Source organism: Rhizobium sp. CIAT894, from assembly GCF_000172795.2.
In the GTDB taxonomy this organism is placed as follows: domain Bacteria; phylum Pseudomonadota; class Alphaproteobacteria; order Rhizobiales; family Rhizobiaceae; genus Rhizobium.
In genome coordinates this window covers 202494-214926 of sequence record NZ_CP020952.1, presented here as the reverse complement: position 1 = coordinate 214926, position 12433 = coordinate 202494, and the positions used below count along the sequence as shown (strand labels likewise).

Annotated in this window: 11 protein-coding genes and 1 pseudogene; 9 read left to right on the top strand and 3 right to left on the bottom strand. The window is 61.1% G+C overall.

Annotated elements, in window-relative coordinates; translation table 11 throughout:
- Window positions 1-18 precede the first annotated feature (18 nt).
- The 9 genes from RHEC894_RS29920 (at window position 19) to RHEC894_RS29880 (ending at window position 9269) form a co-directional block, all read left to right on the top strand.
- Complete coding sequence (locus RHEC894_RS29920; RefSeq protein ID WP_085740294.1) at window positions 19-858, top strand: transketolase; 840 nt, start codon at window positions 19-21, stop codon at window positions 856-858.
- Window positions 855-1892: a transketolase family protein gene (locus tag RHEC894_RS29915; protein WP_085740293.1), complete on the top strand. Its 1038-nt coding sequence runs from the start codon at window positions 855-857 to the stop codon at window positions 1890-1892. The genes RHEC894_RS29920 and RHEC894_RS29915 overlap by 4 nt, the downstream gene beginning before the upstream one ends.
- A 59-nt stretch (window positions 1893-1951) precedes the next feature.
- Window positions 1952-2959 (top strand): TRAP transporter substrate-binding protein, encoded by a 1008-nt coding sequence (locus RHEC894_RS29910; RefSeq protein ID WP_085740637.1) that lies wholly within the window; start codon window positions 1952-1954, stop codon window positions 2957-2959.
- A gap of 26 nt (window positions 2960-2985) precedes the next feature.
- Window positions 2986-3516 carry a TRAP transporter small permease subunit gene (locus RHEC894_RS29905; protein ID WP_085740292.1) on the top strand — a complete coding sequence of 177 codons (531 nt, stop codon included), beginning with the start codon at window positions 2986-2988 and terminating at the stop codon, window positions 3514-3516.
- Window positions 3513-4772 carry a TRAP transporter large permease subunit gene (locus tag RHEC894_RS29900; RefSeq protein ID WP_085740291.1) on the top strand — a complete coding sequence of 420 codons (1260 nt, stop codon included), beginning with the start codon at window positions 3513-3515 and terminating at the stop codon, window positions 4770-4772. Before RHEC894_RS29905 ends, RHEC894_RS29900 begins: the two co-directional genes overlap by 4 nt.
- A gap of 10 nt (window positions 4773-4782) precedes the next feature.
- Window positions 4783-6285 (top strand): sugar ABC transporter ATP-binding protein, encoded by a 1503-nt coding sequence (locus RHEC894_RS29895; RefSeq protein WP_085740290.1) that lies wholly within the window; start codon window positions 4783-4785, stop codon window positions 6283-6285.
- On the top strand, window positions 6282-7292 hold the full coding sequence (locus tag RHEC894_RS29890) for an ABC transporter permease (protein WP_085740289.1): 1011 nt from the start codon (window positions 6282-6284) through the stop codon (window positions 7290-7292). Before RHEC894_RS29895 ends, RHEC894_RS29890 begins: the two co-directional genes overlap by 4 nt.
- A 40-nt stretch (window positions 7293-7332) precedes the next feature.
- Window positions 7333-8310 (top strand): substrate-binding domain-containing protein, encoded by a 978-nt coding sequence (locus RHEC894_RS29885; protein WP_085740636.1) that lies wholly within the window; start codon window positions 7333-7335, stop codon window positions 8308-8310.
- 65 nt (window positions 8311-8375) lie between these two features.
- Window positions 8376-9269 (top strand): amidohydrolase, encoded by an 894-nt coding sequence (locus RHEC894_RS29880; protein WP_085740288.1) that lies wholly within the window; start codon window positions 8376-8378, stop codon window positions 9267-9269.
- A 387-nt stretch (window positions 9270-9656) separates the two neighbouring features.
- Here the strand turns inward: RHEC894_RS29880 and RHEC894_RS29875 are convergent.
- From RHEC894_RS29875 to RHEC894_RS29865, 3 genes and pseudogenes are all read right to left on the bottom strand, one after another.
- Window positions 9657-9991 (bottom strand): annotated as a pseudogene (locus tag RHEC894_RS29875) (branched-chain amino acid ABC transporter permease LivH); the annotation flags it as partial.
- A 38-nt stretch (window positions 9992-10029) separates the two neighbouring features.
- Entirely contained in the window at window positions 10030-11193 is a 1164-nt protein-coding gene (locus RHEC894_RS29870; protein ID WP_085740287.1) for a M20 aminoacylase family protein, read from the bottom strand.
- Entirely contained in the window at window positions 11193-12410 is a 1218-nt protein-coding gene (locus RHEC894_RS29865; protein ID WP_085740286.1) for a diaminopropionate ammonia-lyase, read from the bottom strand. Before RHEC894_RS29865 ends, RHEC894_RS29870 begins: the two co-directional genes overlap by 1 nt.
- Window positions 12411-12433: the final 23 nt, after the last annotated feature.

The window sequence follows — 12433 nt, the reverse complement described above, 5'->3', positions numbered from 1 at the left end:
ATCTGGAGAGACACCGATATGAGCCAGATCGGCCACAATATCAGCCTGACAGAGCGCGCCCGGCGCATCCGCCGTCACGCGCTGCGTATGGGCGAAGTGCAGGGGCAGGGTTATATCGCCCAGGCGCTCGGCGTCGCCGACGTCCTTGCCGTATCCTACTTCCACGCCACGAACTACCGGCCGGAAGATCCCGAATGGGAAGGCCGCGACAGGTTCCTGTTGTCGATCGGCCACTATGCGATCGCGCTTTACGCAGCTCTGATCGAAGCCAAGATTATTCCCGAGGATGAGCTGGAGACCTACGGCACGGATGACAGCCGGCTGCCGATGTCCGGCATGGCTGCCTACACGCCCGGCATGGAAATCACCGGCGGGTCGCTCGGACACGGACTAGGCATCGCGGTCGGCATGGCCTTGGCGCTGAAGCGCAAGAAATCCTCTTCCTTTGTTTATAATCTGTTTTCCGACGGCGAACTTGACGAGGGCTCCACCTGGGAGGCCGCGATGTCGGCCGGCTCCTATAAGCTCGACAATCTGATCGGCATCGTCGACGTCAATCAGATGCAGGCCGACGGGCCCTCGATCGGCGTCCTCAATTTCGAACCGCTGGGCCCCAAATTCGAGGCCTTCGGCTGGTTCGTCCAGCGGGTCGACGGCAACGATCTCGATGCGCTCGTAAAGGCGTTCGACGCAGCTCGTCACCACGCCGAGGCCAAGCCTCGCATCATCATCTGCGACACGAAGATGGCGAAGGGAGTGCCCTTCCTGGAGGCACGCGATCGAAACCACTTCCTGCGCGTGGAGCCCCACGAATGGGCCGAGGCCCTCAGAAACATCGATGCGGGAGCGGAAGCATGAGGCGTTCGAAGTACATCCGGCCGGCGCATCTTGAAAGCGGCATCGACAAGCCCCGCCTGACGACGTCGGCGATGATCGCATCGATTGCGGGTCCCGATCAGCCGACGAGACCGGCACCCTTCGGCAACGCGCTTGCCGCCCTGGCGCGGAAGGAGGAGCGTATTGTCGGCATGTCCGCCGACCTTGCGAAATACACGGACCTTCATGTGTTCCGTGCTGCGCATCCCGACCGCTTCTACCAGATGGGAATGGCGGAACAGCTGCTGATGATGTCGGCGGCGGGCATGGCGCGCGAAGGCTTTCAGCCTTGGGTAACGACATATGCCGTCTTCGCGTCCCGGCGGGCCTACGACTTCATCTGCCTGGCGATTGCCGAGGAGATGCTTGATGTGAAGATCGTCTGCGCCCTTCCGGGCCTGACGACCGGATATGGGCCAAGCCACCAGGCGACGGAAGATCTCGCAATGTTCCGCGGCATGCCGAACCTGACGATCGTCGATCCGTGCGACGCGAGCGAAATCGAGCAGGCGGTTCCGGCAATCGCCGCCCACAAGGGGCCTGTCTACATGCGCCTGCTGCGCGGCCACGTTCCGCTGGTTCTGGAGGAATACGGCTACAAGTTCGAACTCGGCAAGGCCAAGCTCCTTTGTGATGGCAAGGACACCCTCATCATCTCGTCGGGGCTGATGACGATGCGCGCGCTCGAGGCTGCCAAGCAGCTTCGAAACGACGGCGTCGACGCTGCCGTCCTGCACGTCCCGACCATAAAGCCGCTCGATGAGGCGGCGATCGTCGCCGAGTGCCGCAAAGGTGGGCGGCTCGTGGTCGTGGCGGAGAACCACACGGTCATTGGCGGCCTTGGAGAGGCAGTCGCCGGAACGCTGTTGCGTGCCGGCGTCGCACCGCCGGCCTTCCGCCAGATCGGCCTGCCCGACCAGTTCCTGGAGGCGGGCGCCTTGCCGACGCTTCATGACCAATACGGACTATCGACCCTGAAGGTGACGGAGGCGGTCAAGACCTGGCTCTCGACCTGACGACATCGGTCGGTTGAGGAGATGCCGGCCGCTTAAACAAGCTTGTGATGGAGGATGAAATGAGCTTGCAGATGAACAGAAGATTTTTCCTGGCGACCGCCACTGCTGCGCTCGCGGCCCCGGCAATCGTGCTTTCAAGCCGATCCGCCAACGCTGCCGCTACGACGCTGACGCTCGGCCATGGCGCCGCTCCCGGCAATCCCAGAACCGTGGCCGCGGATAAGTTCGCGGAACTCGTCAAGCAGAAGACCGAAGGTCGTATCCAGATCAACGTCGCAGGCGCCGAGACGCTTGGCAGCGACTCCGCGATGCTCACCAGTCTCAGGACAGGCGCGCTGGACTTCACCGCCAACAGCCAGGGCGCAACTTCGGCGATCGTTCCGGAACTCAGCGCGCTCGGCCTGCCGTTCCTGTTCGAAAACACCGACAAGGCGATGGCCGTCCTGAACGGTCCGGTGGGGGCCGAGCTCAACCGCCGCTTCGAAGCGGTCGGAGTCGTACCGCTCGACTGGTGGGACAACGGCATCAGGCACCTGACGAACTCGAAGCGGAAGGTGACTTCGCCTGCCGAGCTGGCGGGCATGAAAATCAGGACGCCGGCCGATCCGATGACCATCGACATCTTCCAGGCATTGGGAGCAGGCACCGAACAAATCGCCTTCGGCGAGCTCTACATCGCCCTGCAGCAGGGCGTTGTCGATGGACAGGAAAATCCGCTCGCCAATATCGAAAGCTCGAAACTTCACGAGGTCAACAAATACATCAGCCTGACCGCCCACAAATGGGAATCCACACCGTTCCTGATGTCAAAGATCGCTCAGGCCCGGTTGGGGTCTGATTTAGAGGCGATCAAGGCCGCGGCAAAGGAGGCAGGTGCTCTGCAGCGGAAGCTCTCGAACGAGAAGGCGGCTGACGTGCTCGAGAACTTCAAGAAGAACTCCGCCGTCGAGGTCGTGGAAGTCGACCACGACGCTTTCGTCAAGGAGACCGCGTCCGTCGCGGACAGCTGGAAGAAGAAGCCTTTCGGCGATTTTGTCACCCAGATGGAAGCGGCTGCGAGGGGCTGAGGCTCCTCTCACGATCCGGAGGCCCCATGAGCAGGTTATATTCAGCCGTCGATCTGGTCGCCGGTATCATCGTCTTATTCGCCCGTTTGGTCATCATCGTCAGCGGCATCGCGCTGACAGTGGTCACCACGGCCAACGTCGTCGCTCGATACGTTTCGACGAGCGGGGGACTGTCGTTCGCCCAGGAGCTGCCGATGCTGATGTTTCCATGGTTCATCATCGCCGGGATCATCATTGCGGCCCATGCGGGCGGGCATATGGCCGTCGAATGGCTCTACGAAAAGCTCGACGGCAGTACTCGGACGACGGCCCTCATCGTAGCGAACGCGATCAGTGTCGCCGCATTTCTGGTGCTGGCATATCAGGCGACCGTGGTGGCCGAGATTGCCGGGGCAGAACACAGCCCCGTTCTGCAGCTTCCGAACAGCATCGGCTATTACTCGCTGTCGATCGGCGCGGTGCTGGTGTCCATCGTCACCATCGCCGCGACCGTCCGCGTTCTCCGCTTGGGCTGGGATCACCGCCTCGAGATCAAGCCCGAGGAGATCGCGCTATGACACTCGTCATGATCATTTCCTTCTGCATCCTCATGGTCCTCGCCGTTCCCGTCGGCTATGGGCTGATCATTGCAGCGGGGCTTGGAGTCCTGTTCAACGGTTACGTTCCGCTCTCGGTGGTCGCCCAGCAGGTCTACGACCAGACCCAGTCCTTCCCGATGCTGGCGCTTCCGTTCTTCATGCTTGCAGGCACGCTGATGCTTGGCGGCGAGTTGGGGCGTCAGCTCCTTGAACTCGCCTCGCGCGCCATGCAGCGGTGGAGGGGCGGACCGCTCTCGACCACCGTCGTATCCTCGGTCGTCTTTGGCGGCGTATCCGGTTCGGCCGTGGCGAATGCGAGTGCGCTCGGCTCCGTCCTCATCCCCTGGCAGAAGAAGCACGGGTTTCCGCCGGCGCTCTGCGCCGCCAACAACGCGACCTCCGCTGTCATCGACGTCCTCATCCCGCCTTCGATTCCGATGATCCTTTACGCTCTGATCAGCGGCGTCAGCGTCGGTGATCTGTTCATCTCCGGCATCGTTCCGGGGCTGATCATGGCGGCGAGCTTCGTGTTCGTTTGCTGGTACGTGTCAGTAAGGCGAGGGTATGCCATTGAGGCCGTGAAGGTCCGCAAGCGCGAGCTGGTGCGGCTGGCAGTGCAAAGTTTCCCGGCAATCCTGCTGCCGATCCTGATCATCGTCTTTCTGCGTTCCGGCCTGGCGACGCCGACAGAGGTCTCCGTCCTGTCGGTCGTCTACTCGCTGCTGCTCAGCATCCTCTTCTACCGTGACCTGACCTGGAAACGCTTCTGCGAGAACATGGTGGAGGCGGGCGTCGCGACGGGCGTCGTCATGCTCGTGATCATGGGCAGCGCGGCGGTCGGCTGGGTGCTGACATTCGATCAGGCTCCGCAGCACATGGCCGAATGGGTTTCGACGCACATCTCCAGTCCGATCGTCATCATTCTCATGATGAACCTGATCATGCTGGTGGTCGGCATGCCGCTCGATATGCCGCCGGCAATCCTCCTGCTCGGGCCGATCTTCGTTCCTCTGGCCGATTCCATCGGCCTCGACCGGGTCCAGCTTGGACTGATGATGGTGATCAATCTCGGGATCGGGCTCTACACGCCGCCGATCGGCACGACCCTGTTCATCTCGTCTTCAATCGCAAAGGCGCCGCTCGGCACCACGACGAACGAGCTCTGGCCGTTTTTCGGCATGGCCATGCTTCTCCTCCTGGCGGTCAGCTTCGTGCCGGCGCTGACGATCTACTGAGGAGCGTCGGATGAACCAAACGTCCAAGAACGTCATCACCGTCCGAGGACTTACAAAGTCCTACGGTGCGACCTCGGTCCTCAAAGGCGTCGACTTCTCCGTTGCGCGAGGGGAGGTTCATGCGCTGTTGGGCGGTAACGGCGCCGGCAAGTCGACGATGATCAAGATCATCACCGGCGCGGCCTCGCGCAACGATGGAGAGATCCGCTTCTTCGACAGCGAGGGCAGCGAACGCAGCGAGGCCGAGGGCAGGACGAAGGTCGCGGTCGTGCACCAGGAACTTGCACTCCTGCCGCATTTGACCGTCGCCGAAAACATTGCCCTGCCGCATCAAAGGAGAGGTTCGGGCTTGTTTCGGCGTGTGGCCGCAGCGGGACAGGCCTACGATGCGCTGAGAATGATCGACCAGGATTTCGCCGCCAAGTCTCTATACAGGCTGGTGGGCAGCCTGAGCCTCCACGAAGGTCAGATGGTCGAAATTGCCAGGGCTCTTTCTTCGGGTGCGGAATTGATCCTCCTCGACGAGCCGACCGCCAATCTCACAACTCTTGAGACGGAGAGGCTGTTTGCGGTCCTGAGGCGGCTCACCCGGGATACCGGTCTGTCGGTCGTGTTCGTCTCGCACCGGATGAAGGAAATCAGGCAGATCGCCAATGTCTGCACGATCATCCGCGACGGCCGGACGGTAGCCGATCGTCAGCCGATGGCAGAGCTGACGGACGCCGGCATCATCGAAAAGATGGGGCAGGTGGCAGCCTCTCATGCACCGGAACGGGCGCCGCGGCCCGAATACCGGTCGGACGCCTCCGCTGCGACGGACACTATTACCATCGAGGAGGCAGGTGTCAGACTGGAACTGCAGCCAGGCACCGTCCTCGGCGTGGCCGGCGCACCGGCTGGACCCGCGGCACTGATCGAAGCGCTGACAGGCGCCGCCCGGAAGAAGCGATGGACGGTTGCGCGTGCGGGATGGCCGGACCAGCTCCGATCGCCGCGCAAAGCCGCCCGCCTGGGAGCGGGATATGTGACCGGCGATCGGGCACACAAGGGAGTCCTCCACAGTCTTCCGATCATCGATAACGTGATGGCGTCCCGCCGTGTGACCAGAGGCGCGCTCCTCGCCGGCGGCTCTGAAGGGGGCGAATGCCTCGATCTGCTGAAGGCCTTGAAGGTGAAGGCCGCTTCCGTCTGGGATCTGCCGAGCACGCTGAGCGGTGGCACGCAGCAGAAGCTGCTGCTTGCCCGCTGGCTGGGCTTGCCCTCCCGGCTGCTGGTCCTCGAGGAACCGACCAGAGGCGTCGATATCGGAACCAAGCGTGAGATCTATCAGCTCATCAGACAGATGGCTGCTTCAGGCACGGTGATCGTCTGGTGGTCCACGGAAAATGTCGAACTGCTGGAAGTCTGCGACCGCGTCATCGCCTTTGACACCGAGGGACGGTGTGCCGGCGTGATGGACCGCGATGACTTCAGTGAAGAGAAACTTGTTACCTTGACTGGAATGGCCGCATGACTGGGACCCGGGCACACATCGCGCCGACTGAGGCGCCGGCAACACAAATCAGGCAGAGGGAAAGCCTCTTTAGCGCCTACAGGACCGAGATCGCGATCGCTCTGGCCATCGTGCTGCTGGCCCTTGCGGTCGGCTCGCAGGTTCCTCAGGCGCTCACCTGGGGCAACTTCGCCAATATCACGCAGGCCGGTGCGCCTCTTATCATCATGTCGCTGGGCGTCCTGCTTGTCGTCATCACCGGCGGTATCGACCTATCCGTCGGCTCGGTGTTTTCCTTGACCGGCATGGTGACCGCGCAGGCGATGGCAAATGGATTTGGCGGCATCTCGGCAAGCCTGATCGGTCTCGGCGTCGGACTTGTTTTCGGATCGATCAACGGCTTCCTTGTCACGATCGCCGGTCTGGCGCCGTTCGTCGTAACCCTCATCACCTTTGCCGTGGCCGGCTCGCTCGCCTTTATCGTCACCAGCGGGCGCTCGATGCCGATCGGCGATCCGGACTTCTGGCTTCTCAACAGCGGCAGCCTGATACCGGGCGTTCCCAATTACATCCTCTTTTGCGTGATCCTCCTGATCGCAATCGAGCTCTTCCTGAAGAAGATGGTGGCGGGCCGCTGGTTCTATGCCGTCGGCAGCAGTTCGACGGCTGCCTATCTGCTTGGCATTCCGGTCAAGCGCACGAAATTCGTGGCCTACGTTGCGTCCTCGCTGCTTGCATCGTTCTCCGGCCTCCTGACGATCTCCTACATCCTCAACGCAGAATCCGCCGCGGGATCAAGCCTCATGCTCCAGGCCATCGCGGCGGTCGTGATCGGCGGTGCAAGCCTGCTCGGCGGCACGGGCACCGCTGTCGGCGCGGTGCTCGGAGCTCTGATGATTACCGTCATCCAGAACGGCGTCAATCTCATCGGCATCAACAGCTTCTGGCAGGGGTCGGTCACCGGCGTCGCCATTCTCATCGCGGTCCTCATCGACCGCTTCAGCAAGTCGCGGCGGGGGGCCGTTTGACATCAACCCGGCAAAGCCGGTCTTTGGAGGAGGAATGAAAATGAAAAGCACGAAACACGCAGTAAGGTTGTTTGCCGGCGTTGCAATGGTGGCCCTTTCAATTTCGGCTGCCGCTCATGCTGAGGAAAAGAAGACAGTGGCGTACCTGGCGCCGTCGCTTGACATCTCCTACTGGCAGTGGGTCGGCTACGGCGTGAAGGAAAAGGCCAAGGAACTCGGCATGGACTATGTCGAGTACACGTCCGAAAATTCGCCGGCAAAACAGATGGACAATGCCCGCACTGCCGTAACCAAGGGCGTCGACGCCATCGTGATCGGCCCGGTCAGTTCGACGAGCACGCCGCCGCTCCTCGCCTACTTGAAATCGCAGAACATCCCCGTCGCCTTCGCCGGCATCGGCCCGCAGCCCGGCCAGACCGACTACACCTCGTCGGTTACGGCAAACAATTACGAGACCGGCAAGGCGCAGGGCGAATTCGTCTGCAAGCTTGCCAAGGACCGTGGCGGCAACCAGGTCGGCATGCTCTCATTGCCGCAGGACCGCGAGAACGCCCAGAAATATCTGAAGGGTGCCGAAGAGGCGTTCAAGGCGAGTGGCTGCGATCTGGCACAGATGCTGGAGACAAGGGGGCTTACGGTCAACGAGGCGGTCACGCAGGCCAATGACATGCTCACCGCCCATCCTGACATCAAGGCCATTTACGGCATGTATGATGAGGCCGGGACCGGCGCTGCCAAGGTCCTTCAGACCCGCGGTCTTACGGGCAAGGTCGGCATCGCGGTAGCGGACGGCAGCCCGACGACGATCTCGCTGCTGAAGTCGAACGCCATCCAGGGCATCTTCTTCCAGGAGGCGGTCGGACAAGGAATCGATGGGACGCAGCAGGTGTTCAACGCAATCTCCGGTGCGCCGGTCAAGAAAGACCTCGCTCTCGTTATGCCACTGGTGACGGCTGACAAAGTCGATTCGCCGGAGGCGAAGGCGGTCATCGCACGGGTGTTCCCGCCCGCCAACTAAGCTGGTGCCGACGCCGGCTGTTCTGGCCGGCGTCCCTTTCGGCGATCTCTTGAAAGGCAACAGGCATGAAAGACCTCCCGATCATCGATCCGCATTTTCATCTGTGGGATCTCGACAACAATTACTATCCGTGGCTGTCGGACGGCGTGAAACCGTTTGCCTTCGGCGACTACACCGCGATCAACAAAACCTACCTCATCGACGACTTTCTGGCGGACGCCAGGAACCAGAACCTGGTGAAGGCAGTCCATCTCGACGTCGGATACGATCCGAAGGATCCGGCCGGTGAGACGCGGTGGCTGCAGGGCGTGGCCGACAAGCACGGTTTTCCTCACGGCATCGTCGGATATGCCGACTTTAGGAAGCCGGACGTCGGCGACCTCCTCGACGAGCACATGACTTACGCGAACTTCCGCGGCATTCGGCAGTCGATGAACCATCACCAGGATTCTGCCAAGACCTACCTGACCGAACCTGGCGTTAGCCGCACGCCGGAATGGCGCAGGGGTTTCAAGGAACTTGCCCGACGGGATCTCAGTTTCGACCTCCAGCTCTACTATTGGCAGATGGAAGAATTTCTCGATCTTGCCCGCGACTTTCCTGGCGTGCAGATCATCCTGAACCACACAGGCATGCAGGTTGACGGCCCAAGCCATTTCGAGGGGTGGCGAAGTGGGATGCGCATGCTTGCGCAGGCGCCCAATGTCGCCTGCAAAATCTCAGGTCTCGGAATGGGCGACTGGACCTGGACGGTCGAAAGCATCAGACCCTATGTCGAGGAGGCGATTGCAGCGTTCGGCGTCGAGAGGTGCATGTTCGCTTCGAACTTCCCGGTCGACAAGCTGTTCGGCAGCTACGACAAGATCATGGACGCTTTCAAGGTGATCACGGCGAACTATACCGGCGACGAGCAGCTTGCCCTTTTTCATCATAACGCAGCGCGCTTATATCGGATCTGATGCAGGTCTAGGAATAACGAGACAGTTGCGATTGCGGACGTGCCTGCGTCGACCGAACCGCAAGCGTCATGAATTCGGTTCCAAACGAGGCGATCAAGCGAGGCCAATGTCGTCACGAGTCACTCATGGCCACGTTCCGCCGGACGGGTTGTCAATATTGCAACCCGGTCTTTCGACCACGGGAGAACTCAGGCAATCAGGCTGGAGCAACCATGTCTGCCTTCGCCGTCCAGTTCCATAAATGCCTCTTACGCCACTAACATTGATAGGGGGTCAACTTGTTTTGGCACGACGAGAGCTTTCGAGGCCAACGACCGGCTTGTTGCCATAGAGTTCACGTTTTAGGTCATGAAGATCGCATAATGGATCTTATGGAACATTCCGGTGGGACATGCCGATCGCTGTGATCAACGGCGCCAGACGGAAAGAGCCTCGGAGGGGCGGTAGGCGACGCGCTCGATGGTCCAGTTCCAAAGGCTCGTGGTGAGCATGGCGACTACGAGCATCAGCAGCAGAAGCACCGCCACCGGGGGTCCGGCGAACACCGACGTAAGGATCAGGAAGACGATCATCGCCGCAAAGCCGCCGAGCATGAAGATATCGCCGTGGGCAAAGTTGATCATGCCGATGATGCCGTAGACCATCGTGTAACCGATGGCGACAAGGCCATAGATCGAACCGAGGGTCAGCCCGTTGAAGAGCTGTTGAATGAGATATTCCAAGATTTCCTCCCGAGGAATAAGCGTGCAGGAGCTTCGCCTCAGGAGGAAACGGCCTCCGGTAGACGACGCCGCACGATGGCGGCATGGGTTTTGACGCCATAGGCCAGGCCGGCGTCATTGAAGTCGTAGCTCGGGTTGTGAAGAGGAGCCGACCCTTCGCCGTTCCCGAGGTTCAGGAAACAGCCGGGAACCCGGCTGAGGTAATGGGCGAAATCCTCCGATCCCGTGAACGGTTCAGTGATCGTCTGAACGCTTTCCGGTGGAAGGAAAGTGCGGGCGGCTTCGAAGACCTCGTCTGCGAGTTCGGCGTCGTTGATCAACGGAACGAACTCGCGCGTATACTTGATTTCCGCAGAGACGTTGTAGGCTGCCGCAGTCGCCTCGGCGATGATCCGCATCTGTTTCTCGATGTTCTCGCTGACCTCGGCCTTGAAGCTGCGGGCATCGCCAAGGATGCGAGCCAGGCCCGGAAGTGCGTTCCGGGTACCGTCCGTGAGGAGTTCGGTAACCGAGACCACGGCAATGTCGGTCGGGCTGACCCTGCGCGAAACGATCGTCTGGAGGTTCGTCACAACTGCGCAGGCGGCCACCAGAACCTCGTTGCCCCAATGCGGACGTGCGGCGTGCCCGCCAACGCCCGTCAGGATGATCTCGAAGTTGTCCTCGGCCGACATCATGGCGCCGGACTTCGTCATCAAAACGCCGACCGGAACGCCGGGCATATTGTGAATCCCGTAGATCTCCTCGAACGGGAAACGATCCATCAGCCCGTCGTCGAGCATGGCGAGTGCACCCCGGCCCCACTCCTCGGCGGGCTGGAAAATGAAACGTACAGTGCCGTCGAAGCCACCTTCGGACGCAAGATGCTTGGCAGCTCCGAGCAGCATGGTCGTGTGACCATCATGACCGCAGGCGTGCATCACCCCGGGGTTTGTAGACTTGTAGGCCAGATTGCTCTGTTCGGTGATGCGGAGGGCATCCATGTCGGCCCGCAGCGCGATCGAGCGATTGCTCGTTCCCCGCTTCAAAGTGCCAACGACGCCTGTCCCTCCAAGACCCTCGGCAACCTCGAGACCAAACTCGCGCAGCTTTGCCGCGACGAATGCGGAAGTACGTTTCTCCTCGAAGCCGAACTCGGGGTGTCGATGGAGGTCGCGCCTCCATGCCGTCATCTCTTCCTGAAGATTTTGAAGGTCGGCCATTACCGTGCTCCCGCCATCTCAACACTTGAACGCGCTGCAACATCTTCCGGAGAGGCTCCGACAAGCTGTTGGTAAAGTGCGGGATCCGTCGCACCCTCGGTGTTGACGAGAAGTATGCGGCTGTCCTTGCCAAGCTTCAGCTTCGAGCGGACATCCTGGTCGCCGGACACCTTGATCAGGGCAGCAAGACCGACGCCCCCGCTTTCGCCGGAAACGACGGCGGGATCGCCCGGCTCCGGATTGGCGAGACGGCGCATCGCGCCGACAGCTTCCTCTTCCTCGACGGTCATGAACGCATCGGCGCTGCGGGACAGGATGCGCCAGGCCACCAACGAGGGTTCGTAGCATTCCAGCATCGCCATGACCGTCGGTTCGCCATGTTCGATCTTGACAGCCTTGCCTGCACGGGCACTTTCGACGAGGCAGGCCGCCCGGGAAGGATCGACAACTGTGAAGAACGGACGATCGTCACCGTAGAGAAGGGTGAAGTAGCCTGCCACGGCTGCCGCGATACCGCCCACGCCTGACTGGATGAATACATGCGTCGGACGTTCGGGTATCTGCCGAACCGTCTCTCTCAGGAGCGCAGTGTAACCCTGCATCACGAAGCCCGGGATCCGTTCGTAGCCCGGCCACGACGTATCGGAAACGGTCTGCCACCCTTTCTCGGAAGCAACACGCGACGCTTCAGCAACCGATTCATCGTAGTTCCCTTCGACACGGATAATCTCTGCTCCGAACCGCGCGATCGCTGCGATGCGCTCGGCGCTTACACCGGAGTGCACGAAGATCGCGCAGTTCGCGCCGACGAGTTGCGCACCTTGCGCAACCGAACGACCGTGGTTTCCATCGGTCGCGCAGGCCACGGTCAGTCGGTGTGCGACGGTCTTGACTTCGGGCGAATGCAGTTCGGAGACATCGACTTCCCGGCCGAATTCGCGCGAAGCTTCCTCGAGGACGAGACGAATGACGGCGTATGAGCCACCGAGAGCCTTGAAGCTTCCGAGACCAAGACGGTGGCCCTCATCCTTGAGGTGGATTGACGCCACGTCCAACTTGTCCGCGAGCTGAGACAGCGAAACGAGAGGCGTCTCCCTGTGACCTTCACGATGGTTGAGAAACCGCTCGACTTCCTCGGCCGCAGCCAAGCTCAGCGTTTCCGCGTCGGACGGATCCAGCTTTTTTCTGTAGTCCGTGTTTTCGTTCAGTAAGAGCATCCCATCGTCCACCCGCTAAAAAT

Bases quoted from the DNA above. Each gene is read 5' to 3' on its own strand.
- RHEC894_RS29920 (WP_085740294.1), top strand. From the start codon at position 19: ATGAGCCAGATCGGCCACAATATCAGCCTGACAGAGCGCGCCCGGCGC.
- RHEC894_RS29915 (WP_085740293.1), top strand. From the start codon at position 855: ATGAGGCGTTCGAAGTACATCCGGCCGGCGCATCTTGAAAGCGGCATC.
- RHEC894_RS29910 (WP_085740637.1), top strand. From the start codon at position 1,952: ATGAGCTTGCAGATGAACAGAAGATTTTTCCTGGCGACCGCCACTGCT.
- RHEC894_RS29905 (WP_085740292.1), top strand. From the start codon at position 2,986: ATGAGCAGGTTATATTCAGCCGTCGATCTGGTCGCCGGTATCATCGTC.
- RHEC894_RS29900 (WP_085740291.1), top strand. From the start codon at position 3,513: ATGACACTCGTCATGATCATTTCCTTCTGCATCCTCATGGTCCTCGCC.
- RHEC894_RS29895 (WP_085740290.1), top strand. From the start codon at position 4,783: ATGAACCAAACGTCCAAGAACGTCATCACCGTCCGAGGACTTACAAAG.
- RHEC894_RS29890 (WP_085740289.1), top strand. From the start codon at position 6,282: ATGACTGGGACCCGGGCACACATCGCGCCGACTGAGGCGCCGGCAACA.
- RHEC894_RS29885 (WP_085740636.1), top strand. From the start codon at position 7,333: ATGAAAAGCACGAAACACGCAGTAAGGTTGTTTGCCGGCGTTGCAATG.
- RHEC894_RS29880 (WP_085740288.1), top strand. From the start codon at position 8,376: ATGAAAGACCTCCCGATCATCGATCCGCATTTTCATCTGTGGGATCTC.
- RHEC894_RS29870 (WP_085740287.1), bottom strand. From the start codon at position 11,193: ATGGCCGACCTTCAAAATCTTCAGGAAGAGATGACGGCATGGAGGCGC.
- RHEC894_RS29865 (WP_085740286.1), bottom strand. From the start codon at position 12,410: ATGCTCTTACTGAACGAAAACACGGACTACAGAAAAAAGCTGGATCCG.